Origin of the sequence: Fusobacterium ulcerans ATCC 49185 (assembly GCF_900683735.1) — a bacterium.
GTDB lineage: Bacteria > Fusobacteriota > Fusobacteriia > Fusobacteriales > Fusobacteriaceae > Fusobacterium_A > Fusobacterium_A ulcerans_A.
Map to the genome: position 1 here is coordinate 2,785,024 of NZ_LR215979.1, position 24,389 is coordinate 2,809,412.

The following is a 24,389-nucleotide window of genomic DNA, read 5'->3' on the forward strand; positions in this document are numbered from 1 at the left end:
TTTATTCCTCATTAAATTTTTTAACTTCTATTAAATTCACTAATGCATCCAACATCTCATCTTCATCAGGTCCATCAGCAATTAATTCCAATGTTCTTCCTTGCTCAGCTGCTAAAAGCATAAGACCCATTATACTTTTTCCATTTATTTCTTCACCATCACATTTAACTGTTATATCAGAATCATATTCTGTTACCAGTTGTACAAATAATGATGATGGCCTTGCATGGAGTCCTGCTTTATTTTTTATTTGAACTTTTCTGCTTTTCATAAAAATATCACTTTCCTTATCTTGTTCTATATATATTTTTTTAAAATTCCTTTTACTTCATTTGAATCATGGCATTGAAGAATTTGTTCTTTTAAAGATTTCAGAGAATTATAATTAAGATTTCTTACTAGAGCTCTAGCTGCCAGTATTGAACCTCCTACCATACTTAAATTAGTAATTCCCATACTCAAAAATGCTACTATAGCTTTTTGCTGCCCTGCCATTTCTCCACATATTGATACCGATTTCCCATATCTATCTGCTGCTTCTTTTACCCAAGAAATAGCTCTCAATACAGCTGGATTATAACTGTCATACATATCTGAAACAGTTTCTGATAAACGATCTGCTGCCAGTATATATTGTGTTAAATCATTTGTCCCTATACTGAAAAAATCCACTTCTTGTGCAAAAACGTCAGCCATTATAACTGCTGATGGAACTTCAATCATTATTCCCACTTCTATATCTTCTTTAAAATTTTTGCCCTCTTGCCTTAATTCTTCTTTCACTTCCTCTAAAAGTATATTAGCTTCTCTTATTTCATTTATATTAGTAATCATTGGGTACATAATTTTTACATTTCTTCTGTAAGCTGTTCTAAGTATTGCTCTAAGCTGTATCTTAAATATTTTTTTTTCACTTAAAGAAAATCTTATACCTCTCAACCCTAAAAATGAATTCATTTCACTTTTCATTTGAAAATATGGAAGCTGTTTGTCTGCTCCTATATCCAATGTCCTAATAATAATAGGGCTTTTTTCATCAAAATTTTTAATTATATCATTATATGAAGCGATTTGTTCTTCTTCATCAGGAAAACTGGTATTCTTCATATAAAGAAGCTCAGTCCTTAAAAGTCCTATTCCATCTGGTATAATAGCTTCTATCTCATTTCTAGTAGTTTTCCCACTGATATTAATATTTAATGAAACTTTCACTCCATCTAAAGTTACAGCTGGAAGAAAAGCAGTTTTTTCTATCTCTTCTTTTTTACTGTTAAACTTTTCTATTTTATTCTTATATTCTTCTAAAGTTTTTTCATCTGGTTCTATTATAACACAAGAATTCTGTTCAGTAGTATCTAAAATTACATCTTTTTTCCAATCATAACTGAAAATATTTTTTATACTCATTAAAGTAGGTATTTCCAGAGCTTTTGCAAGAATTGCAAGATGAGAAGTTTCTCCTCCATACTCCATTATTATCCCTTTTAATTTTATATTCTCCTGATATATATTCAATAATTCAGTTGGAAGTATTTCTTCTGTTATAAGTATTTTTCCATTAAGATCAACCCACTCATTTTTTTTTGAATTCAAATTTCTGATTATACGTTTTTCTATATCTTTTATATCCAGTACTTTCTGTCTATATATAGGATTTTCCAACTTATTAAACAAGGAGATATATTTACCTGTAACTATTTTAACAGAATCTTCAGCCCTTGTTCTATTCTTTTGTATATATTTCTCAATATCAGAAATATATACAGGATCATCAAGAATCATAAGATGCGCTGTTATTATTTCCAGATCCTTTTCTCCTATTTTCCCAGCAAGACTTGTTTTCAGACGTTCTAAAGACTCTTTTGATAATTCCAATCCATCTCTGAATCTTTCAATCTCAGTTTCTATCTCTCTTTCATCTAAGAGCGCAGTTATCCCATTGCTAGATAATTCTTTCTTGTCTAAAAATACTCTTCCTATTACAATTCCTTCAAAAGCAAAAGTTCCCTTTAAAATTTCCACTTTATACCACTCCCTTGTTATATCTTTAGTGGACTATATTAAATTATATCTCATTTTAATTCATTTTTCAATTTATTTACTTTTTTAAAAAATTTTTTTTAAAAATTTTATTGATTATCATGTTCACTTGTGCTACAATCATAAAATAAAAATTAATACAATAAATTTTATACTCCATATAAATTTAATTCTATATATACAACATATATAATTGTGTACTGGACACATATTTATAGAAAATATTTTTATCTTTTTTAAAGGGGAGGCGTTATAAAAATGAACACTATGCTAGAAGTATTTGGTATCCATTATTTTTCCGAGCTTGAATTAAAGAGCAGAGTACCTAGCTCAATTTTCAAAAAATTTAAATCTGTTCAACTTGGAGAGGCAGAAATGTCTCTAGAAGTAGCAGACATCATTGCCAGCGCTGTAAAAAGCTGGGCAACTGAAAAAGGTGCCACTCACTTCACACACTGGTTCCAGCCACTGACTGAACTTACTGCTGAAAAACACGAATCATTCATCTCTATTACTTCTGATGGGTCTATCATGTCTCAATTTTCTGGAAAAGATCTTATAAAAGGGGAAGCTGATACATCTTCATTCCCAAATGGTGGACTTAGATCTACTTTTGAAGCACGTGGATATACTGCTTGGGATACAAGTTCTCCTATGTTCTTAAAAGGAGAGGGAATATCTAAATCACTATATATTCCTACTGCTTTTGTTGGATACAATGGAGAAGCTCTGGATAAAAAAGTACCTCTTTTAAAATCTATCAAATCTGTTGAAGCACAAGCTTTAAGAATACAGAGACTTCTTGGTGATGACCAGACTAAACATATCGATGTAACATTAGGTGCTGAACAGGAATACTTTTTAGTGGAAAAAGAGTTCTGGGATAAACGTTTAGATCTTGCTCTTGCTGGAAGAACTCTATTTGGTAACCTCCCTCCAAAAGGTCAGGAAATGAATGACCATTACTATGGAACAATTAAAGAAAGAGTAGAATGTTTCATGGCTGAACTTGATGCTGAACTTTGGAAAGTTGGAGTTATGGCAAAAACTAAACATAATGAAGTTGCTCCTAACCAGTTTGAACTTGCACTTATGTTTACTTCTGCCAATGTAGCTGTAGATCAAAATCATCTGACTATGGATATAATCAAAAAAGTGGCAAACAGACATCATCTTGCTGCTCTTCTTCACGAAAAACCTTTCCAAGGGGTAAATGGATCTGGAAAACATTGTAACTGGTCTCTTGCAACTGATACAGGAATAAATCTTTTCAACCCTGATAATTTATCAAAAGATAATTTACAATTCCTTCTTTACATGATGGCTGTAGTTGAAGGTATAGACAGATATGCTGACATCCTTAGAGCATGTACTGCTACTCCTGGAAACGATCACAGACTTGGTGGACATGAAGCTCCTCCTGCTGTAATATCTATATTCCTTGGAGAACAATTACAAGAACTTTTAGAAAATATTGGAAATACAGAATCTAATGAATCTGCTGATGGCGGTACTCTTGATATAGGAGTTCATATTCCTAAAATTGCAAAAGACCTTTCAGATAGAAACAGAACTTCTCCATTTGCGTTCACAGGAAATAAATTCGAATTCAGAATGCCTGGGTCAAGTGCTTCTGCTTCTACCCCAGTATTTATGATAAATACTATTGTTGCAGATATTTTAAGAGAGTATGCAGATTATCTTGAAAAAACTGATCCTACAAAACATATAAACAAGTACATTATCAAACTTATTAAAGAGAGATATCCTAAACATAAAAGAATCATATTCAATGGAAATGGATATGAAAGTACTTGGATTGAAAAGGCAAAAGAACTTGGGCTTTCAAATCTAAAAAATACTATTGAAGGAATTCCTGTATTTATAAGAGAAGAAACTATTGATCTTTTTGAAAGAAATAAAGTTCTTTCTAGAAATGAACTTTATTCAAGATTCAAAGTTTATAGTGAAAGATACAATAAGCAAACAAATATAGAAATATCTACCGCTATAAGAATGGCAAGAAATGAAATATATCCTTGTATATCTAGATATATAACTAACATCTCTCAAATGATAAATAGTGTAAGAGAAGCTCTAGGTGAAGAACAATTCATTCAATATGACAAAGAACACTTAATTAAAGTAATAGGATATAAAAATCAGCTTAAAGATACTATAACAGAATTAAATGAAGGATTGAAAACAGCTGTTGCAATCCCTGATGAATATGAGAGAGCATGTTATTATAACAATGAACTTATTCCTGTACTTACTCGTATGAGGACTATTGTAGATGCCCTTGAATTATTGATAGAAAAATCTGTATGGCCTATACCTACTTATTATGATTTATTATTCAGACTATAAAAATATACTTCTATAATTCTGAGGAATCTCTGAAAGTTTGAACTTTCAAGGGATTCCTCTTGTTTTATTTTGTATTTCCATGATAAAATATAACAAAAATATAAAGAGGTACAAAATGAAAAAAATAGATTTTATTATACTTACTTTCCTTTTCATCTGCTGTATATTAGTTAAATCATCTTTCGGATTTAGATTCCTCTTTTTATTATATCTATCTCTGATATTATATAGAAATATACTGCTTAAAGCTGACAAAAATAGATTTTTTAAATTCTTAAAAAAAATCTGTAAATTTGGATACTGTCTATTTTTCTTTTCTTTTATTATTGTAGAAGGAGTAATCTTAAAAGATATCCTAGTTAATAGAAATAATAATCCTAAAGTAAAATATCTTATTGTTCTGGGAGCTGGACTAAAAGGAGATATTCCATCAGAAGTATTAAAATATAGGTTAGATAAGGCTGTGGAATATTATAAAGAGAATCCCAACACAATATTTATAGTTTCTGGTGGGCAGGGAAAAGATGAATCAATATCTGAAGCTGAAGCTATGGAAATATATCTTTCTAAAAGAGGGATTCCTATCAAAAATGTAATTAAAGAAGATAAGTCTACATCTACTTATGAAAATCTAAAGTTCTCTAATGAAATAATCAAACAAAAAGGGGTAACTGGAGATATAGCTGTTATGTCCAATAGCTTTCATATGTACAGAGTAAAAATGATATCTAAAAAATTAAATTTTCCTTTAAAAACTGTTTATGCAAAAACTCCAGCAATAGTTTTTCCAAATTATATGCTGAGAGAATATTTTGCTTTCTTCAATGAATATAGAAAAAAAGAGGTCTAGTATGCAAATTAACAGACTATTTGAGATGCTCTATATTTTAATCAACAGAAAACATATAACAGCTAAAGAACTGGCTCTTCATTTTGAAGTATCTGTGAGGACTATATATCGTGATATAGATATTCTCTGCTCCTCTGGTATCCCTGTCTATACTTCTCAAGGAAGTGGTGGCGGAATATTTATAGAAAAAAGTTATGTTTTAAACAACTCAGCTCTCACTGATGAGGAACAGGAAAAAATAATAACATCTCTTCAAAGTATTCCTTCATTAAATGACACTGATAATTCAAAGCTCATATCTAAATTATCAGGACTCTTTAAAAAAAATTACCTCAACTGGATAGAGATAGATTTTTCCAGATGGGGTGACAGTGATCACAATAATCAGAATTATATCCTCATCAAGAATTCCATCATTGGGCATACTATAATTTCCTTTGCATATATCAGTTCATATGGAGAAGTTACTTTAAGAAAAATTTGTCCTGTAAAACTTTTTTTCAAATCTTCTTCTTGGTATCTACAGGGATTTTGCCTTGATAAAAAAGACTACAGAACATTTAAAATCACCAGAATGTCTTCTTTAAAGGCAAATCCAGAAATATTTGATATTAATAAACTTCCTTTACCTCCATCATTAGAAGTAAAAAGAGAAGCTTGTCCATCACTTGTGAACCTAAAATTAGAATTTCCTTCTCATTTAGGTTACAGAGTTTATGATGGCTTTTCCTCTGAAGAAATAGAAAAAACAAAAGATGGAAATTATGTAGTAACCACATCTTTTCCACATGATAAATGGGTATATAGCTTTCTTCTCTCTTTTGGTTCAGATGTGAAAGTTTTAGAACCAGAAGAAATAAGAATAAATCTTCTAAATGAAATAGAAAAAATAAAAAAAATTTATAAAGAGTAACATGACATGTAGTTGTCAGGTTTCAAATGTTATAATGAAATATCTAAAGTATATAGGGGGGATAAATAATGGAAGAAAAATATTGTCAAAGCTGTGGAATGCCTATGGGAAATACTGATGAACTTTATGGAACTAATGCTGATGGTGAAAAGAATAATGATTACTGCAGTTATTGTTTTGATAGTGGAAAGTTTACAAGTGAGATGACAATGGATGAAATGGTTGAACTTTGTGTTCCTCATATGGTTGAGGCTCATCCTGAAATGACTGAAGAAAAAGCAAGACAGATGATGAAGGAATTTTTTCCTCATCTAAAGCGTTGGAAAAAAGACTAGAAAATTAAATGGGTGACTAGATGTTAAGTTAATTTCTAGTCACCCATTTTTAATTAAAATTCTATATCTTCCATATCTATTACTTGTGCAAAACGATTTTTCCAAATATTATTCATATAAAAATCATTCAAATCCATAGCACTAAATTTTCCATTATCACAAGTAGTTACTGTATCTCTAGGGATAATCAATTCATAGCCATATTCAAAAGCTGTCTTACAAGTTGCATCTATGCAATATTCTGTCTGCATTCCTGTAAGTATTATTCTTTCAATTTCCTTGCTTTCAAGGTATTCTTTTAACCCTGTTTTTCTTAAAGCACTGTTATAAATTTTATCAAATATTTTTTCATTTTCAGCAGGTTGAAGTTTGCTGTATATTTCCCAACCAGAAGTTCCATGTTCTAATTCGCTGCCTTTCCCACTGTCATGCCTTACAAAAATAACTTCTATTCCTTTTTTTCTACACATTTCAATAAGAGAATTGATATTATCTGTTACTTTTTCAGCATCATGCATACCATACAAAATCAAAGCTGTCTGAACATCCACTACTAGTAATACTGTTTTTTTCATTTTTCCTCCTAAAAAATTAAAAATACTTTACAAAAGGCCAAATTATTTCCATATAGTATATCATAATTTTTTTAGAATTCATCTATTTTTTATCTGAATCTTCCACATATTTCAGATAAAGATTATTTATTATATAATTTGTTGCTATCTCTTGTATCAAAGGAGATTCAAATTCTTTATACACTTTTGAAGATACCATTAAAAATATCTCATTTATATTTTTAGAATCTTTTTTAGAGGTTATAAATATAGTGTTTATTTTTTTCTCTCTTAAATACTTTTTTATTCTATTCATTTGAAAGTTATTATTTGAAAAACTTATTATAAATGCCAAATCATCTTCTTTTATTTTTTTGACCTCAATATTTTGTGAAGAAGCTGCAAGAGGACATATAGTATTTTTTCCTAATCTCATAAACTTTTCACTAGCATTTTGAGCCAATATATTCGAAAATGAAGTTCCAAAGAAATATATTTTTTTAGATTCTTTAATCAATTTTATTGCCTGGTTATATATTTCTTCATTATTTAATTTTTCAGTTTCTAATAATGAATCATTAAGATCTCTAAAATAATTTTTCTTTTCATTTTTTCTATGAACTTCTTTTTCTTTAAGAAAACTATTGTATATTCTACATTCTTCCTTTAATGTTTTAAAATCACTGTCATTTATTCTTCGACAAAATCTTGATACAGTAGATATTGAGGTATTACATTTTTTAGCAAACTCTTTTATAGATATCTCTGGGATAAAGTCATGATTTTCTAATATGTAATTAGCAATTACAACTTCTACACTTGGATACAAATCACTGTTATCTCTACATTTTTTTAGATTTGAAAAAAATGAATACATCTCAACACACCTCTGTAGTTTATTTATTCATGTTTTAAAAATTCTCTAAGTTCTATTTTAAATAAATTAGCCTTATTACCATATATTATCTGAATTCCATTGTCAACAATTATAGCTCCACTTGCCCCCAGTTGTTTTTCAAATATTTTTTGATCTATTATTTTAGAATTATCCTTTAATGTAAGTCTTAATCTTGTAAAACAGGCATCAACTTTTAAAATATTAGAACTTCCCCCAACATTTTCTATTATCTTTTCAAGTATATCATTAGAAATAGTTTTAGTCGATACTATTTCTGTATCTTCATATTCCTCTTCTTCTCTTCCAGGAGTTTTAAGATTTCTTCTTTCAATATACAATTTAAACATATAATAGTAAATTATAAAATATACAGGTCCTACAAAGAGTAAGTTATACCAGTGAGAACCTTTATTTGAGTTTAAAATTCCATTAAAAATAAAAGAAAGAAATGGCCCTCCAAAACTTGATGGTCCAGGAATATTTATCTGTAATATATATGTAAGAACATAAGCTATCCCTGCTAAAAGTGCATGTAAACAAAATAATATTGGTGAAATAAATAAAAATGAAAATTCTAGTGGTTCAGTAATCCCCATTAATACACAAGGAAGAACAGCTGCCATCATTAAAGCTGCTACTTTCTTTTTATTTTTAGGCAATGCTGTTTTATATATAGCTAATGCTGCTCCTGGCAGCCCAAACATTGCAAAAAGAACCTTTCCATTCATTACAAACCTTGTTATATTCACATCAAAAACTGCTGTTGGTGAACTTAACATAGCATTATATATATTTACTGCACCTTCTACCATTTTCCCATCAATTTCTATAAGTCCACCTAACTGAGTAAAAAAGAAAGGAAGATAAATAAAGTGATGAAGTCCAAATGGAAGTAATAATCTCTCTGAAAGTCCATAAAGAAAAGCACCAGATGCCCCTGTTGAATTAATAATCTCTGATGATTTTATTAATAACCCCTGAACAGGTGGAAAAATAAAAGCTAATACTATTCCTAGAAGACTTGAAAAAATTATTGTCAGTGCTGGTATAGATCTTGTTCCATTAAAAATTGATAAAATTGGTGGAAGCTGTATCTTATAAAATCTATTATGTATAGCTGCTACTAAAAAGCCTACTAATATACCTCCAAAAACTCCTGTGTCTAAAGTTAATACCCCTAATACTTGTTTCTGCCCTATCAAAAGACTTGCAGGATTAAGCTTATGAGTATATATTAAAAAACTTCCTAAAATAGTATTCATAGTCATATAACCTAAAAAACCGCTTAATGCCGCTGTTGCCTTCTCACTCTTTACAAATCCATATGCTATACAGATTGCAAATATTACTGGAATATTATTGTTTACAACATTTCCTGCATCTTTTAAAATATTAAACAATAATCCTAAATGTTTTAAAAATGGAAATATCTCTGTTATTCTTGGGTTAGTAAATCCACTCCCAACTCCAACTAATATTCCTGCAATGGGTAATATAAGAACTGGAGCCATCAATACTTTTCCCAACTTTTGAAACTCACTAAATACTCTGTTTTTATCCATTATTCCTCCCAAAATATTTCTAATAAGATTTCTTTTCTAATTTTGGCCAATATTCCCCATTTGCTTCTATTAAATCATCTAAGATAGCTTTCGCTATTGAGGTTGATGAAACTGTCTTATTCACTGCTATAGCTTGAAGAGCTTTATCATATGAATTTTCAAAATAAGCATCTACAGCTAACTTTTCTGACGATAATTGATTTTCTATCAACCCTTTATAAAATGATGAAATAGGTTTTCTAGCTACTGGTTCAGGACCCCAGCTTCTTAAATATGCTGGAACTTCTACCATTGCATCTGCTGGAAGATTAGGAATAGCTCCATTATTTTCTACAATAACTAAATATCTGTATCCTTTATTATATGCTATTGAAGCTGCTGCATCTACTATAAAGTCTCCAAATACAGTAAATTCTTGTACAGGGCTTTTATAATTATTAGGGTCTGCTAAAAATTTATTGTATTCTTCTTTTAGTTCTTTTTCTCTTCCTTCTATCACCATATCTGCTCTAGTATGAGTCAAGTCCATTTTTTTTACTACATCTGATGAATATAGATAATACTGTAAGTAACTGTTAGGAAGATATTCTGGATAATCTTTTACAATTTCAGCATATTTCTTCCAAGTTTTTTGCCAATCTTTATCTTTATGATGTCTATCACTGCAAGCTTCCATTCCTGTTGATATTATTTTTTCTCTCAATTCTGGCAATCTATCTTTTCCTGTTTGATCATATAATGCTGTAAACCATCCAAAATGATTTAGTCCAAAATATTCTGGGTCCAATTCTGTCCAATCACTTAATCCCAACATTTTACTATAAGAAAGAAGTATTGCTACTGGCATATCACATATATTTAATATTCTTTCATTATTAAATTTTCTTCTTGTTGCTTCTGCTACTACAGCAGCTGGGTTTGAATAATTAAGTATCCAGCAATCTGGTGAATACTTTTTAGCCTCCTCTATTATTTTTATAACTCCAGGAATTGATCTTATTCCATATGAAATTGAACCTCCAGGTCCACAAGTTTCCTGACCTATAACGCCATATTTTAAAGGTATTTTTTCATCATGCCTTCTCATTTCAAGTCCACCTTGTCTTATTTGAGCAAAAACAAAATCTACTCCTGTAAAAGCCTCAGCATAATCTAATGTAGCTATAACTTCTAATTCTTTATCATAATTATCTTTTATGAATTGAGTCATTACAGCTTTTACTCTATTTAATCTTTCTTCATCTATATCAAATAAAATTAATTTTTTCAAAGGAAGTGTATCTTTCTTTTGAATTAAACTTTGAATTATTCCTGGAGTATGAGTACTTCCAGCTCCTGCTATTACAACTGTATTCTTTTTCATCTTTTTTCTCCTTTTTAAAATAAAATATCTTTATTACAAGCAAAGTATAGCATATTAAAATTTTTAAAATAAAAATTTTCATTTTTTGAAAATTTTATTTGTTTTTTCATTCAAAATTTAGTTTTTTACACATTTTTAAGAAATAAAAAAATACCTTCCTAACATAAGGTATTTCTTATATTAGAAAGGTATTTATATTTTTGTTAGAATACTGGTACAAATCCACCTTTAAAAGTTTCATTAATATAGTTTCTTACTTTATCGCTTTGGAAATGTTTTACAAAAGTTTTTATATCTTCTCTGTTTTCATCTCCTGCCCTTACAGCTATGATATTTATATATGGAGAATCTTTATCTTCAAGAAGTATGCTGTCTCTAGTAGGATAGAACCCTGCATTAAGAGCATATCCTCCATTGATAATAGCTGCATCTACATCATCTATTACTCTAGGAAGCTGTGCTGCTTCTAATTGTTTAAATTTTAGCTTCTTTGGATTTTCTACAATATCAAATGCTGTAGCATGAAGATCTGTAGGGTCTTTAAGTTTTATCAGCCCTATTCTATGAAAAAGAAGAAGTGCTCTTCCACTGTTTGTAGGGTCATTAGGTATAGCTATTGTAGCTTTATCAGGAAGTTCCTCTATTGTTTTGTATTTTTTAGAGTAAAGTCCTAATGGAGCTATATATGTTGCCCCTGCTGAAACAAGATCAAGATTTCTATCTTTTTTAAATTGCTCTAAATATGGAAGATGCTGGAAAGAGTTCAGATCAATATCTCCTTCTGCAAGAGCTATATTAGGAGTTACATAGTCATTCATTTCAACTATTTGAAGTTCTATTCCCTCAGCTTTCAGATCATCTTTTATAAGTTCCATAATCTCTGCTCCTGGATAAGAAGTTGTCCCTATCTTTAAAGTTTTCCCAAAACATATTGTCGTTAACAGTATAAACAGTATAAATATTTTTTTCATCTTTTCAGCTCCCCTTATTATTTATGTATTTTCATTAGAATGTAGGTACTACTCCACCTTTATAGTTACTTAAAATATAATCACTTACTTTTTTACTTTGAAGTGCTTTTATAAGTTTTACTATATCTTCCTTATTTTCATCTCCAGCTTTTACAGCTATAATATTTGCATATGGAGATTCTTTCCCCTCTAATAGAAGAGAATCTTCTACTGGTGAGAATCCAGCTTCTAGTGCATAGTTTCCATTGATAACTGCTGCATCTACATCTGGCAGAACTCTTGGAAGCTGTGCTGCTTCAATTGGTTTAAATTTTAATTTTTTAGGATTCTTAACTATATCAAACTCTGTAACATATAGATTTGTTGGGTCATTTAAAGTTATTATTCCATTGTTATGTAAAAGAATAAGAGCTCTTCCTCCATTTGATGGGTCACTTGGTATAGCTATTGTTGCTTTATCAGGCAATTGTCCTATTTCTTTATATTTTTTTGAGAAAACTCCAAGAGGTTCAACATGAATCTTAGCTGCTGATACAAGTTTTAATCCTCTTTCTGTTACAAATTTTTCAAGATATGGATAATGCTGAAAGAAGTTTGCATCTATTTCTCCCTCTGCCAGTGCTAAGTTAGGAGTTACATAATCTGTAAATTCAATAATTTTAAGATCTACTCCTTCTGCTTTCAAATCATCTTTTACAAGATTTAAAAGTTCTGCGTGAGGGACAGGTGTTGCTCCGACTTTCAATTCCCCTGCGAATATTGTTGTTCCTACCAATACAAATGCTACTGTTAATAATGTTTTTAATGATCTTTTCATAAATATTCACTCCCTTTATAATTTAATTTTTTTATCTGTTCTTTTTTGCTCTATATACAAGATAGTTTCCTAATGACTGTAATACCTGTACCAGAAGAATTATAACAATTACTGAGTATATCATTATATCTGTCTTGAATCTCTGATATCCGAATCTTATAGCCAGATCTCCAAGTCCTCCAGCACCGATAGTTCCTGCCATTGCTGAGAATCCTATCAAACTTATTACTGTAACTGTTATTCCATGTATGATATGAGGCATAGTTTCAGGAATCATCACTTTCCATATTATTGTAGAATTACTTGCTCCCATACTTGAGCTTGCCTCAATAAGTCCTCTATCAACTTCGTTCAATGCTCCCTCTATCATTCTTGCAACAAATGGTGCTGCTGATATTGATAGTGGAACTATTGCTGCTGTACTTCCTATTGTTGTTCCTACTATTATCCTTGAAAGAGGAAACAGACAAATCATTAAAATGATAAAAGGAAATGACCTCAAAGTGTTGATTATAATTTCAAGAACTTTATTTAATTTAGGTTTTTCTAAAATATTTCCCTCTTTAGTAATTACTAAAAGTATTCCTATTGGAAATCCCATGAGCAATGAGAAGAATGTTGAGAAAAATACCATGTACAATGTTTCCAATGTCGAATCTAAAATCATACTAAATACCATTATAAATCACCTCTACTATAACTCCTGATTCATTGAACCATTCTATTGCTTCCTGCTGCTGCTCCATATCTCCTGACAATTCAATAAACAGATGTCCTACTTTCATTGTAGAAAGATGATCTATTGATCCTCCAATTATACTGAAATCTATATCAAACTTTCTCAGTGCCTGTGATATTATTGGTTCTTCTGCTATAGTTCCTAAGAATTTAAGTTTTACTATATATTTTCCTTTTGTTTTCATTATCTCTACTCCTCTTTCTTCTGTGCTTGGAAGATAAGAGATAAGCTCTTTTGTTATTTCTGCCTGAGGGTTTGAAAAGATATGGTGTACTCCCCCTGTTTCGACTATTTCTCCATCAGACATTACTGCTACTCTATTACAGATATCTCTGATAACTTCCATCTGATGAGTTATCATAACTACTGTAAGTCCAAATTTATGTTGGATATTTTTTATAAGTTCCAGTATTGAATTTGTAGTTTTAGGGTCAAGGGCTGATGTAGCCTCATCTGATAAAAGTATATCAGGGTTATTAGCTAAGGCTCTTGCTATTGCCACCCTTTGTTTCTGTCCTCCACTCAACTGACTAGGGTATGAATCTATTTTATCTGAAAGTTCTACTACTTCCAAAAGCTCCCTTACCCTGTCTTTCATTTTCGCTTTATCCCATCCAGCTATCTCCAGTGCAAATGCCACATTTTCTCCAACTGTTCTTGATGCTAAAAGATTAAAATGCTGGAATATCATTCCTATTTTTTTTCTTCTTTCTAAGAGTTCATCTTTAGAAAGTTTTGTTATATCTACTCCATCTATTACTATACTTCCACTCGTAGGTTCCTCTAATCTGTTTAAAAGTCTGATGAGGGAAGATTTACCTGCTCCGCTTAGACCTATTATCCCAAATATATCCCCTTTTTTTACTTCAAGGCTAACATCTTTTACTGCATGAAAGCCGTTAGAGTATACTTTGTTGATTTTTTCTATTTTGATCATTCCTGTGCTCCTCCATATCTATATTTGAGTAAAAAAAAATCTCTACTGCCATCAAGGAATAGAGATAAATTACACTAATTTTATTAGTCTATCCATCTGTCTGGAATTAGCACCACACCATAATGGCAGGTTGCTGAAACATCACAGGGCCAGTCCCTCAGTCTCTCTTGATGGTTGATTCATTTGTTAGGAGTATATTATAACTTTTTTCAATTTATGTCAATACATTTTTTAAAATTTTTATAGACTGGAAAAAAAATTTCATATACAATACTATATAAAGCTAAATAAATTGGAGGAAGTTATGCCTTTTAAATATTTTAATATTATAAAAAATGATGTAATAACCATAACAGGAGCAGGTGGAAAAACTTCTCTTCTATTTTTTCTTGCAGAAAAACTTTCTGAATATGGAAAAGTCCTTATAACTACCACTACAAAAATTTACTGCCCCTCTAAAGAAAAATATGAATCGCTTATTGTAGGAGATAATGTATCCTCTGGAAAAAGTAAAAATATAACTGTGGTTGGGAGCAGAATAGAAGATGAAAAACTTCATTCTCTGCCTTATGACGAGATAAATAATATGAGAAAAAATTATGATTTTGTATTAATAGAGGGAGATGGAGCAAAGGAAAAATTATTAAAAGAATGGAATGATTATGAGCCTTGTATTCCTGAATTTTCAACAAAAATAATTGGAGTAATCAATATAGATATACTTGATTTAAATATTTCCAAAGAAAATATTCATAGATTTGAGCTTCTAAAAGAAAAATTTCCAAAGGATATAAATAAAAAAATAACTTCTGATTTTTTACAAAGATATATTTTATCAGCTGATTATTTTAAAAATTCCAGTGGAGATTCAGAAAAATATCTTTTTTTTAATGGAATTGATGGAGAAAATTATCTCTCTAAATTCCAAGAAGCTATAAAAACAGCATATAAATTATCTAAAAATAGTTTTCTGCCAAAAATTTTTATGGGAAGTCTTAAAGAAAAAATGGTTTATCCTTTTAAAAAATTAGATGCTGTTGTTATGGCTTCTGGTTTTTCTAAAAGAATGGGAAAAAATAAACTGTCTCTCTCATACAAAGAGAGAACTCTTTTAGAAGCAACTTTAGAGAAAATTTCTCATATCCCTTTTAATGAGGTTATTATCTGCGGAAGAGAGGAATGGGTTGAAGATCTTGCTGATAAATATAATTTTAAATATTGCTATAACTCTTTTGCTGATCTTGGGCAGAGTGAAAGTATAAAGCTTGGTGCAGAAAATTCTACTGGAGAGGGGCTAGCCTTTTTCCCTGGAGATCAGCCTCTGCTGGCTGAGGATACAATTTTAAATCTCTATTATGAATTTCAAAAAACTAATCTTATAACTATCCCAACAGTTGAAGAAGATAGATTTTCCCCTGTATTTTTTCCAGAAGATAAAAAAGCTGAACTATTGAAATTGGAAGGAGACACTGGAGGGAAAGCTGTTATTAAAAAAACTCCAGTCATCAATCTTGTTAAGTTTTCTTCAAAAGAAGAATTTAAAGATATAGATACTATTGAAGATTATATGTATATACTTAATAATAAAAAATAATCTAACCTTTTCTTTTATATCTTACTAATTAATTAGTGAGCAAAAGCTAAATTATATTTTGGAAATTAGAAAAATTTTTGTAATTAATAAAGCAAGTAAAATGTAAAAAATAATACTGTTTGTTTAAAATAAATTTACAGTAATTAAGCAGTTGATTTTTAACTGCTTAATTACTGAGATGAAACAAGGGAACTTTTTATTTAAATATCTTATATTTTTTCATTGCCTTTTCTAACCCTAATTCAATAACACTATCCCAAAATTCTTCTCTAGTTTCAGGATAAGATATTGGATAGCTCAATCTTTGCTGATGTTTCACAGATTCTGAACTTTTCCTTTTCTCCATTTCCATATCATTTTTCATTTTATTAAGAATCTCTTCTCCTTTTTTATTGTTGACAATGACTAATGAAAGTCCTCTTTTATCATATTTCTCTGGAGCAAATTCCTCTATTCCAAAATAATCTGCAATTGTTATATCAGAAACTCTATGAGTGTCAGTAAATCTACATGCTGAACAAGATGGACGACTTATTGAAAGTAGTCCAAAGAACATTTTATAAAATCTCCCATCCCCTTGAACTTCATTCATTGCAGTTGTAGAAAAATGAAAAGATTTGTTGCTATTAGTCCTGTTCCAGTCTAATTTTTTAGTTCTGAAATGAACTTCATTAATAGTTCCCCCATTTTCTTTCTCCAGTACTTTTTTCAGTTCCTCCCAAATAAAAGGACTTGTGACACTGTGACAAATAAGGTCACAAATATATAGATTTTCTCTTAATGGTGTATTTCCTATAAAAGCTTTAAGTCCTGCACATTGACATGGAGTTCCAGAAAATAAGACTTTTCTTCCTTCTGCCAATTTCTCTTTTATTTTAGGAAAAATATCCCCTAATCTGCTCTGTACATACTTGGAAAATCTAAATCTATCTCTTCCCTCTTTTATTTCTGTCATTTCATGGACTACACAGAATTTATCATCAAAGTCAACACCACATATTATTCCTCCCTCTTTTAAGAAAATGTCTGAAATAGCTGTAAATGCTCCTCCAGAGGTGGAATGTTTAAGTGTATCCTCACTTTTGTGCTTCGATAGATAAAAACCTCCTTCTATTTTATTTTTTAGAGATTTTTCATTTATAACAGGACAGACTTTTTTACATAATTGACAATCTATACACAGTGACTGATCAATTTTAGGATATAGAAATCCCTCTCTGTCAGATTCCATTTTTATCGCTTCTTTAGGACAGATATTATAACAAGCAGTGCACCCACAGCAATCTTCTTTTTTCTCAAATATGTACTCCATTTAATTCCCTCCTTCTGTTTCTGTATCTCATATATAAATATCCTTCATATGACGCCATAAATATCCAGCCTATTCCCATTCCAACAGCTACTCCTGATATTCCCATATATTTTGTAAGTATGTATGACAAGACTACTCTAATAGGAATTTGAATAAATGTTGCTATAAGAGTCACATCCATTCTTCCGAATCCCCTGAAAAAACCTTGCAGAGTATTGCATAAAGCTGTAAGTATATAGAATAATGCTATTGTTTTTAAATATGTTTTTCCCAAAAATATAGCCTCTGTTTCTGATGATTCAATAAATATTTTCATTATTGAATCTGAAAAAATAAATATAAGTATTGCAGTTGCAACGCAATAGAGCAATGACATTGTTAAGGCACTTTTAAACCCTTTAAATATTCTTTCATCTTTTCCAGCTCCTCTATTTTGAGAAATAAAAGTAGTAAGAGCTGCTCCCATACTGTCTCCTGGTGTAAGTATAAACCCATCTATTCTGCTTCCAGAATTAAAAGCAGCTATTGAATCTATTCCCAAAGGATTTACTGCTCCCTGTACAAATACAGCTCCTGTAAAAATTATAGTCTGTTGAACTGCATAAGACAAGCTATATGACATAGTTTTTTTCAATAAAGTCAGATCTATCACAAACTCTTTCAAAGTTAATCTAAGAACAGGCATTCTGAAATAAATATTTAAAAGGGAAATAACAACAGCCACTATTTGAGATATTACAGTTGCATAAGCTGCACCCTTTACTCCCATCCCTAAATTTTTTATAAAATATATATCTAACCCAATATTTAAAACAACTGCTATTACAAGTATTCCCAATGGCGTCTTTGAATCTCCAACTGCCCTCATCTCAGCAGACAATATATTGTAGAGAAAGGAAAATATCAGCCCTATTATTATTATTCTCAAATATCCCTCTGCCATTTCCATTATCTCTATGGGAGTATTCATTAAAATAAGTATATATTTTATGCTGAATAATGCCACAACAGAAAGTAAAAAAATAAAAACTGCTCCTGCTTTTATTGTTGTAGCTATCTCTTTTTTTAATTTTTCTATATCTTCAGCACCATAAAATTCAGCCATAAGTATAGCAGATCCCAATGAAAACCCAACAACAAAAAATATCAGTATATTCATTATAGGGCCAGCTGTTCCTACTGCGGCTAAGGCTTCTTTTCCACTAAATCTTCCTACTATTACTGCATCAGCAGTATTGTACATCTGCTGAAAAATATTTCCCAGAAATATAGGAATTGTGAAGAAAAAAATATTTTTTGTTACATTTCCCTCTGTCATTTTTTTCATAATTTATCCTTCATTAGATTTTATATAATCATTATTGATTTTATTTTGGTTTTTCAAAATCATTTTAACACCATAAGATTTCTTTGTCAATAAAATTATCATTGACATTACTCTTTCAGCACTCTAAAATATTGTTATAATAATTCTAACAGGAGTAATCTTATGAAAACTACTATTGAAAATTCTTCATACAAATCTGATCTTACCAATAAAGATAAAATAATATTAGATTATATACTTCGTAATAAGAAAACAGCCTGTTTTCTTACCTCTAACGAAATAGCTGAACTTCTTAATGTCAGCCCTTCATCTGTTGTGAGATTATCAAAAAAAATTGGTTTTAAAAACTTCTCAACATTTAAAAAAGCTTTACAAATGGAAATAGCTGAGCAGGAACCATCTCTTGATATAAACGAAATTCCTTATGAAAAGATAGAACAATATGATAAACTTTCTGATATTGAATTGATTAAAGCTTTCCGACAGAATGTATTAAAAAATATTACCACTGATATTTCCAGTAAAGAAGACAAAAAGTTTATAGAAAGTGCTGATATAATTTCAAAAGCAAAGAGAGTATTCATTATAGGATATCGTGCTTGTGCAGGGCTTGCCTCTACATTTGGAATAATGCTTTCATGTATAAGACCTGATGTTTTCGTCTTAAATAATAATGGACCTATTGTTGACAGACTTATCGATCTTGGAAAAAATGATGTAGTTGTTGCTATATCTTTTAACCGTTATTCAGGGAATACAAAATTTGCTGTTCAGATGGCAAGAGATGCTGGAGCTAAAATAATATCTTTTACTGATTTTTATACTTCTCCAATAGCACAGGGAGTTGATCAAGTTATAATTAATAGTGTGGAAAATTTTAGTTTCTACAATTCCTATGCAAGTTCTATGATGAATATAGAAACAATTGTTGCCCTTGTAAGCAGGAAAAATATAGCAGGAAATAAAAAACGTCTTATGAAAATGGAAACATACTTAGAACAGAATGGAGAATATTAAAAAAGAGGATAACCCCCAGAGTTAAGATAATTTTAGAAATTTCTAAGATTCTCTTTTCTGCTTTTTGGTTATCCTCTTATATTTTTACTTATTTTTTCTATCTATGTAATGTGTGTGAAAAAGTTTATGTGTCATAACTCCATAAGGTTTTCCTAATGATTCTCTATAAAGATCTATAACATATCTATTATTATGAGATGTTCTTATTTCTTTATGGTAATCTATATTTTGAATAGCTGCTGCTCTTGTCTTAACAATGTCAAAGTTTCCATGATGATAAGGTTGTCCTCCTCCACCTACACATCCACCTTTACATGCCATTACTTCTACAGCATGGAAATTCTCTTCCCCTGCTTTTATCTTCTCTACAACTTTTCTGGCAGCTCCTAATCCGTGAACTACAGCAAGTCTAAGAACTTCATTTCCAACTTTTACTTCTGCTACTCTCACTTCTTCGAATCCTCTCATAGGAACAAAATCTACATCTTCCAGTTTAGTTCCAGTAGCCCACTCATATAATGTTCTTGAAGCAGCTTCCATAACTCCTCCAGTTCTACCAAAAATATCTGCTGCTCCTGTAGATTTACCCATAGGTGAATCAAATTCGCTTTCTTGAAGTGAATTAAAGTCTATGTTATATTGTTTTAAAATTCTTCCAAGCTCTCTTGTAGTTAATGAATAATCTACATCTGGGTTTTGTTCAACTGTAAATTCTTCTCTAGATGCTTCATATTTTTTAGAGATACAAGGCATTATAGATACACATACAAGATCTTTTTTGTCTATTCCCATTTTTTCAGCCCATACATGTTTAGCTAAAGAACCAAATATTTGTTGTGGTGATCTTGTAGTTGAAAGATTATCCAGTATTTCTGGGAAGTTAAGCTCAGCAAATCTTACCCATGATGGACAGCAAGAAGTAAATAATGGAAGTTTTACATCTTTATTTCCAGCTAAATAATCATCTAGTCTATGCTTTAACTCTGTAGCTTCTTCCATTATAGTGATATCTGCTGCAAAGTTTGTATCAAATACTCCGTCAAATCCTAATTTTTTAAGAGCTGTAACCATTTTTCCAGTTGAGTCAGTTCCAGCAGGTATTCCAAAAAGTTCCCCAATGGCTACTCTCACAGCTGGAGCAACTTGTACTATAACTTTCTTATTAGGATTTATAAGATCACGAGATAATTTAAAGCTGTTATCAGTTTCATATAATGCTCCAACTGGACATACAGCTACACATTGCCCACAGAAAGTACAGTCAGTTTCAATAAGATTTCTATTAAAAGCAGTATTAACTACAACATTAAATCCTCTGTCTATTCCTGTAAGAATTCCACAAGTTTGAATATCTCCACACATAGTTTCACATCTTCTGCACATGATACATTTTGTAATATCTCTAGTTATAGAAATAGAGTATTGTTTATCATGAGTTGCTTCCTTTCCTTCAAATCTCATTTCTCTTAATCCAAAAGAAATAGCAAGTTTTTGAAGTTCACATTCTCCATTTTTTCCACATATCAAACAATCTTTAGGGTGGTCAGAAAGCATAAGCTCTACCACCATTCTTCTTTTCTGCATTACTTGAAGAGAGTTAGTTACAACATCCATTCCTTCAACTATTGGAGTAGTACAAGAAGGAAGAAGCCTATTCATTCCTTTTACTTCAACCACACAAACTCTGCATGAAGCACAGTTATTTTTATATCCTATATCATCCATTTGCATATAGCACAAGTGAGGAATATGTATACCAGCTTTTAATGCTGCATTAAGTATAGTTGTTCCTTCTGGTGCTAATACTATTTTACCATCTATCTTAAGTCTTATCATTCTCATTTTATTCGTTCACCTCATCAGAAATATTATAGTTTTACAATTGCACCGAATTTACAAGTTTCATAACAAGCTCCACATTTTATACAGATTTCATTATTTATCTCATGTCTATGCTTTACTGTACCTGTAATAGCATCTATTGGACACACTCTAGCACAAGCTGTACATCCAATACATTTATCTGTAATAGAATATGTTATAAGTTTTTGACATGCACCAGCAGCACATCTCTTATCTACTACATGCTCAACATATTCATCATAGAATTGAGCTAATGTAGAAAGAACTGGGTTAGCAGATGTTTGTCCCAATCCACATAGAGAAGTTGCTTTAATTCCTTCTGATAACTCCTGCAGAAGATGAAGATCTTCCAATGTCCCTCTTCCTTGAGTTATTTTATCAAGCATCTCATAAAGTCTTGTATTTCCGACTCTGCAAGGTGTACATTTTCCACAAGATTCATCAAGAGTAAATTCCAAGAAGAATTTTGCAATGGCAACCATACAGTCATCCTCATCCATTACTACCATTCCTCCAGATCCCATGATAGAACCTTTTTTACTTAAAGTATCAAAATCTATTGGAGTATCAAGATCTTTCTCAGTCAGACATCCACCAGATGGTCCTCCTGTTTGTACTGCCTTGAATTTCTTATTATCTTTAATTCCTCCACCTATTTCAAATATTATTTCTCTTAAACTTATTCCCATAGGAACTTCAACAAGTCCTACATTATTAATTTTTCCTGCTAAAGCAAATACTTTTGTTCCTGGAGATTTTTCAGTTCCAACTTCTCTGAACCATTCCTTCCCATGTAAAAGTATTCCTGGTACATTTACTAGAGTTTCTACATTATTTACAACTGTAGGTTTATTCCAGAATCCTTTTTCTGCTGGATATGGTGGTTTAGAAGTAGGTTCTCCTCTTCTTCCTTCCATTGAATGGATAAGAGCTGTTTCTTCTCCACATACAAATGCTCCTGCTCCAAATTTCAATTCAATATCAAATTCAAAATCGCTTCCCAGTATATTTTTTCCTAGGAATCCATTTTTTCTCGCTGCTTCAATAGCAACTGATAATCGGTGAATAGCCAAAGGATACTCAGCTCTGATATATACCAAACCTTTTGTAGCTCCAATAGCATATCCTGCTATCATCATCCCTTCTATTACTGAATGGGGGTCTCCTTCCAGTATAGATCTATCCATAAATGCTCCTGGGTCTCCTTCATCAGCATTACATACAATATATTTTTGTTCATCTTCTATATTAGAGGCAATCTCCCATTTAATACCAGTAAGGAATCCTCCTCCACCTCTTCCTCTAAGTCCAGAAGCAAATATTTCTTTTATTACATCTCTGTTGCTCATAGTTTTTAAAACTTTTTCAATTCCTTTATATCCATCATTTTTCAAAAAATCATCTATATTTTCAGGGTCAATAACTCCACAATTTTTAAGAGCTCTTCTTTCTTGTTTTTGATAAAATTCCATATCTTTAGAATCATGAATACGTTCTTCTGTTTTAGGATCTATATAAAGTAATCTTTCTATTTTTTCCCCATTTACTATATCAACTTTAATTATTTCTTCTGCATCTTCTGGTTTTACTTCAATATAAAAAGTATTTTCAGGTACTATTTTAACTATTGGCCCTTTTTCACAAAAACCAAAACATCCAGTAAGTACTACTTCTATATCTTTCACATTGTATTCAGCTATATATTTTTCTAAATTTTTCTTTATCTCATCACTTTTAGACGATAAGCAACCTGTTCCACCACATATTAAAATTTTCTTATTGCAGTTCATTAGTCCCTCCTGAATAATTACTTGTATTTCACCAAATTTAAGCGTTCTCTTGTCTTTCCTTTTCCATATATCCTTCAATTAGTTTTTTTATGTCAGTCGGTTTTACCTTTCCATGAACTTCCTTCCCAACGATAACTACTGGTGCCAATCCGCATGCCCCAACACATCTTAAGCAATCAAGAGAGAAAAGTCCATCTTTTGTAACTCCTCCCACCTCTATGTCAAGTTCTTTCTCAAGACTTTCCAGAACTTTTCCTGCTCCTCTAACATAGCATGCTGTTCCTGTACAAACAGATATTTGATATTTTCCTTTTGGTTCCATAGAGAAGAAGTTATAGAAACTTACTACCCCATATACTTTTGCTACTGGAACTTCCAGTTCCTCAGCTATAAACTCTTGAACTTCTGCTGGAATATATCCGAAAATTTCTTGAGCTTTATGCAAAACTATAATAAGAGAACTTTTTTTATCCTCGAATGTTGATATATAACTCTTTAGTTCTTTAAACCCAATATTATCTTTACATATCATTTTTTGACCCCTCCTCATTTAATTATGTAAGATTTTAATTCTATTTATATTATAATAACATAGAAACTATCAAAACTAAATACTTTTTTTAGCTGTGAACAATACAAATTTTTAATGTTTGAAGAATTCAAATATCTCTATTAATATCATTCTTCTTATCTCCTTTCAAGAATGGAAAACAGTTTTCAAAAAATAAAAAAATCCCAATAAAATGGAATTCTTTTTTTCATTTATTGATCAAATTTTTCAATTTTTTACATATTTCTTTAATAAGCATATCATATAAGAATGATTTCTATTCTTTATATATATAAAGAAAAAAGCTTAGCGAATTCCTATCCTCCCAGGAGGCTTCCCTCCAAGTACTTTCAGCGTTTATGGGCTTAACTTCTGGGTTCGGAATGGGACCAGGTGTACCTCCATAGCTATCTTCACTAAGCATATATATAAATTATTTATTTTCAGTTAAAAAGCTTGGCAAGTTCCTATCCTCCCAGGAGGCTTCCCTCCAAGTACTTTCAGCGTTTACGGGCTTAACTTCTGGGTTCGGAATGGGACCAGGTGTACCCCCGCAGCTATTCTTACCAAGCTGTGTCTTTATTTTT

21 protein-coding genes, 2 rRNA genes and 1 riboswitch are annotated in these 24,389 nt (G+C 30.8%); of the genes, 6 read left to right on the forward strand and 17 right to left on the reverse strand.

Translation table 11 applies throughout. The features are described from left to right. Window position 1: 1 nt before the first annotated feature. Entirely contained in the window at window positions 2–271 is a 270-nt protein-coding gene (locus E0E45_RS12455) for an HPr family phosphocarrier protein (protein ID WP_130891475.1), read from the reverse strand. A gap of 26 nt (window positions 272–297) precedes the next feature. Beyond that, on the reverse strand, window positions 298–2,022 hold the full coding sequence (gene ptsP, locus E0E45_RS12460; RefSeq protein ID WP_130891476.1) for a phosphoenolpyruvate--protein phosphotransferase: 1,725 nt from the start codon (window positions 2,020–2,022) through the stop codon (window positions 298–300). 276 nt (window positions 2,023–2,298) lie between these two features. On the opposite strand from ptsP, the gene E0E45_RS12465 reads away from it, so the two are divergent. From E0E45_RS12465 to E0E45_RS12480, 4 genes are all read left to right on the forward strand, one after another. Beyond that, window positions 2,299–4,410, forward strand: a complete 2,112-nt coding sequence (locus E0E45_RS12465; RefSeq protein WP_130891477.1) for a glutamine synthetase III — start codon at window positions 2,299–2,301, stop codon at window positions 4,408–4,410. Window positions 4,411–4,525: 115 nt separating this feature from the next. Beyond that, window positions 4,526–5,260 carry a YdcF family protein gene (locus E0E45_RS12470; RefSeq protein ID WP_130891478.1) on the forward strand — a complete coding sequence of 245 codons (735 nt, stop codon included), beginning with the start codon at window positions 4,526–4,528 and terminating at the stop codon, window positions 5,258–5,260. Window position 5,261: 1 nt separating this feature from the next. Further along, window positions 5,262–6,173: a helix-turn-helix transcriptional regulator gene (locus tag E0E45_RS12475; protein WP_130891479.1), complete on the forward strand. Its 912-nt coding sequence runs from the start codon at window positions 5,262–5,264 to the stop codon at window positions 6,171–6,173. A gap of 68 nt (window positions 6,174–6,241) precedes the next feature. Continuing rightward, complete coding sequence (locus E0E45_RS12480) at window positions 6,242–6,508, forward strand: zinc ribbon domain-containing protein (RefSeq protein ID WP_130891480.1); 267 nt, start codon at window positions 6,242–6,244, stop codon at window positions 6,506–6,508. A 53-nt stretch (window positions 6,509–6,561) separates the two neighbouring features. Here the strand turns inward: E0E45_RS12480 and E0E45_RS12485 are convergent, their stop codons facing one another. The 8 genes from E0E45_RS12485 to E0E45_RS12520 form a co-directional block, all read right to left on the reverse strand. Continuing rightward, window positions 6,562–7,083, reverse strand: coding sequence for a cysteine hydrolase family protein (locus tag E0E45_RS12485; RefSeq protein ID WP_130891481.1), 522 nt, complete (start codon window positions 7,081–7,083; stop codon window positions 6,562–6,564). An 82-nt stretch (window positions 7,084–7,165) separates the two neighbouring features. After that, window positions 7,166–7,939, reverse strand: coding sequence for a MurR/RpiR family transcriptional regulator (locus E0E45_RS12490; protein WP_130891482.1), 774 nt, complete (start codon window positions 7,937–7,939; stop codon window positions 7,166–7,168). 23 nt (window positions 7,940–7,962) lie between these two features. Beyond that, complete coding sequence (locus tag E0E45_RS12495; protein ID WP_130891483.1) at window positions 7,963–9,522, reverse strand: PTS transporter subunit EIIC; 1,560 nt, start codon at window positions 9,520–9,522, stop codon at window positions 7,963–7,965. Between the two features lie 19 nt (window positions 9,523–9,541). Continuing rightward, window positions 9,542–10,885 carry a 6-phospho-alpha-glucosidase gene (locus E0E45_RS12500; RefSeq protein ID WP_130891484.1) on the reverse strand — a complete coding sequence of 448 codons (1,344 nt, stop codon included), beginning with the start codon at window positions 10,883–10,885 and terminating at the stop codon, window positions 9,542–9,544. Between the two features lie 203 nt (window positions 10,886–11,088). Beyond that, on the reverse strand, window positions 11,089–11,856 hold the full coding sequence (locus E0E45_RS12505; protein ID WP_005980480.1) for a MetQ/NlpA family ABC transporter substrate-binding protein: 768 nt from the start codon (window positions 11,854–11,856) through the stop codon (window positions 11,089–11,091). 34 nt (window positions 11,857–11,890) lie between these two features. Continuing rightward, window positions 11,891–12,673 carry a MetQ/NlpA family ABC transporter substrate-binding protein gene (locus E0E45_RS12510; protein WP_130891485.1) on the reverse strand — a complete coding sequence of 261 codons (783 nt, stop codon included), beginning with the start codon at window positions 12,671–12,673 and terminating at the stop codon, window positions 11,891–11,893. 31 nt (window positions 12,674–12,704) lie between these two features. Beyond that, the gene (locus E0E45_RS12515; RefSeq protein WP_005980474.1) at window positions 12,705–13,352 is read right to left on the reverse strand and encodes a methionine ABC transporter permease; all 648 of its coding nucleotides are present in this window, start codon (window positions 13,350–13,352) and stop codon (window positions 12,705–12,707) included. Next, entirely contained in the window at window positions 13,342–14,349 is a 1,008-nt protein-coding gene (locus E0E45_RS12520) for a methionine ABC transporter ATP-binding protein (RefSeq protein WP_005980473.1), read from the reverse strand. Before E0E45_RS12520 ends, E0E45_RS12515 begins: the two co-directional genes overlap by 11 nt. A gap of 89 nt (window positions 14,350–14,438) precedes the next feature. Further along, window positions 14,439–14,526, reverse strand: a riboswitch (SAM riboswitch). A 127-nt stretch (window positions 14,527–14,653) separates the two neighbouring features. On the opposite strand from E0E45_RS12520, the gene yqeC reads away from it, so the two are divergent. Then, window positions 14,654–15,943, forward strand: a complete 1,290-nt coding sequence (gene yqeC / locus E0E45_RS12525) for a selenium cofactor biosynthesis protein YqeC (protein WP_130891486.1) — start codon at window positions 14,654–14,656, stop codon at window positions 15,941–15,943. 196 nt (window positions 15,944–16,139) lie between these two features. Here yqeC and E0E45_RS12530 read toward each other — a convergent pair whose 3' ends face one another. Both E0E45_RS12530 and E0E45_RS12535 read right to left on the reverse strand, forming a co-directional pair. Further along, the gene (locus tag E0E45_RS12530; RefSeq protein ID WP_130891487.1) at window positions 16,140–17,255 is read right to left on the reverse strand and encodes a Coenzyme F420 hydrogenase/dehydrogenase, beta subunit C-terminal domain; all 1,116 of its coding nucleotides are present in this window, start codon (window positions 17,253–17,255) and stop codon (window positions 16,140–16,142) included. Next, the gene (locus tag E0E45_RS12535; protein ID WP_130891488.1) at window positions 17,239–18,582 is read right to left on the reverse strand and encodes an MATE family efflux transporter; all 1,344 of its coding nucleotides are present in this window, start codon (window positions 18,580–18,582) and stop codon (window positions 17,239–17,241) included. The genes E0E45_RS12530 and E0E45_RS12535 overlap by 17 nt, the downstream gene beginning before the upstream one ends. 162 nt (window positions 18,583–18,744) lie before the next feature. Between E0E45_RS12535 and E0E45_RS12540 the strand changes: the two genes are divergently transcribed. After that, a complete protein-coding gene (locus E0E45_RS12540; protein ID WP_130891489.1) occupies window positions 18,745–19,599 on the forward strand; it encodes a MurR/RpiR family transcriptional regulator in 855 nt (284 codons plus the stop codon). A gap of 84 nt (window positions 19,600–19,683) precedes the next feature. Here the strand turns inward: E0E45_RS12540 and E0E45_RS12545 are convergent, their stop codons facing one another. From E0E45_RS12545 to rrf (E0E45_RS12565), 5 genes are all read right to left on the reverse strand, one after another. Next, window positions 19,684–21,441 (reverse strand): NADH-dependent [FeFe] hydrogenase, group A6, encoded by a 1,758-nt coding sequence (locus E0E45_RS12545; protein WP_130891490.1) that lies wholly within the window; start codon window positions 21,439–21,441, stop codon window positions 19,684–19,686. 26 nt (window positions 21,442–21,467) lie between these two features. Continuing rightward, entirely contained in the window at window positions 21,468–23,252 is a 1,785-nt protein-coding gene (locus tag E0E45_RS12550) for an NADH-quinone oxidoreductase subunit NuoF (protein WP_130891491.1), read from the reverse strand. A gap of 37 nt (window positions 23,253–23,289) precedes the next feature. Further along, window positions 23,290–23,784, reverse strand: a complete 495-nt coding sequence (locus E0E45_RS12555) for a complex I 24 kDa subunit family protein (RefSeq protein WP_130891492.1) — start codon at window positions 23,782–23,784, stop codon at window positions 23,290–23,292. 322 nt (window positions 23,785–24,106) lie between these two features. Further along, window positions 24,107–24,223: ribosomal RNA gene (rrf, locus tag E0E45_RS12560) — 5S ribosomal RNA — on the reverse strand. Between the two features lie 33 nt (window positions 24,224–24,256). Further along, a 5S ribosomal RNA gene (rrf, locus tag E0E45_RS12565) occupies window positions 24,257–24,373 on the reverse strand. Between the last annotated feature and the right edge of the window lie 16 nt (window positions 24,374–24,389).

Coding starts and splice junctions, on each gene's coding strand:
- E0E45_RS12530 (WP_130891487.1), bottom strand. CDS start 17,255: ATGGAGTACATATTTGAGAAAAAAGAAGATTGCTGTGGGTGCACTGCT.
- E0E45_RS12475 (WP_130891479.1), top strand. CDS start 5,262: ATGCAAATTAACAGACTATTTGAGATGCTCTATATTTTAATCAACAGA.
- E0E45_RS12500 (WP_130891484.1), bottom strand. CDS start 10,885: ATGAAAAAGAATACAGTTGTAATAGCAGGAGCTGGAAGTACTCATACT.
- E0E45_RS12465 (WP_130891477.1), top strand. CDS start 2,299: ATGAACACTATGCTAGAAGTATTTGGTATCCATTATTTTTCCGAGCTT.
- E0E45_RS12545 (WP_130891490.1), bottom strand. CDS start 21,441: ATGAGAATGATAAGACTTAAGATAGATGGTAAAATAGTATTAGCACCA.
- E0E45_RS12495 (WP_130891483.1), bottom strand. CDS start 9,522: ATGGATAAAAACAGAGTATTTAGTGAGTTTCAAAAGTTGGGAAAAGTA.
- E0E45_RS12470 (WP_130891478.1), top strand. CDS start 4,526: ATGAAAAAAATAGATTTTATTATACTTACTTTCCTTTTCATCTGCTGT.
- E0E45_RS12505 (WP_005980480.1), bottom strand. CDS start 11,856: ATGAAAAAAATATTTATACTGTTTATACTGTTAACGACAATATGTTTT.
- E0E45_RS12515 (WP_005980474.1), bottom strand. CDS start 13,352: ATGGTATTTAGTATGATTTTAGATTCGACATTGGAAACATTGTACATG.
- E0E45_RS12555 (WP_130891492.1), bottom strand. CDS start 23,784: ATGATATGTAAAGATAATATTGGGTTTAAAGAACTAAAGAGTTATATA.
- E0E45_RS12490 (WP_130891482.1), bottom strand. CDS start 7,939: ATGTATTCATTTTTTTCAAATCTAAAAAAATGTAGAGATAACAGTGAT.
- E0E45_RS12540 (WP_130891489.1), top strand. CDS start 18,745: ATGAAAACTACTATTGAAAATTCTTCATACAAATCTGATCTTACCAAT.
- E0E45_RS12535 (WP_130891488.1), bottom strand. CDS start 18,582: ATGAAAAAAATGACAGAGGGAAATGTAACAAAAAATATTTTTTTCTTC.
- E0E45_RS12550 (WP_130891491.1), bottom strand. CDS start 23,252: ATGAACTGCAATAAGAAAATTTTAATATGTGGTGGAACAGGTTGCTTA.
- E0E45_RS12480 (WP_130891480.1), top strand. CDS start 6,242: ATGGAAGAAAAATATTGTCAAAGCTGTGGAATGCCTATGGGAAATACT.
- yqeC (WP_130891486.1), top strand. CDS start 14,654: ATGCCTTTTAAATATTTTAATATTATAAAAAATGATGTAATAACCATA.
- E0E45_RS12485 (WP_130891481.1), bottom strand. CDS start 7,083: ATGAAAAAAACAGTATTACTAGTAGTGGATGTTCAGACAGCTTTGATT.
- E0E45_RS12455 (WP_130891475.1), bottom strand. CDS start 271: ATGAAAAGCAGAAAAGTTCAAATAAAAAATAAAGCAGGACTCCATGCA.
- E0E45_RS12520 (WP_005980473.1), bottom strand. CDS start 14,349: ATGATCAAAATAGAAAAAATCAACAAAGTATACTCTAACGGCTTTCAT.
- E0E45_RS12510 (WP_130891485.1), bottom strand. CDS start 12,673: ATGAAAAGATCATTAAAAACATTATTAACAGTAGCATTTGTATTGGTA.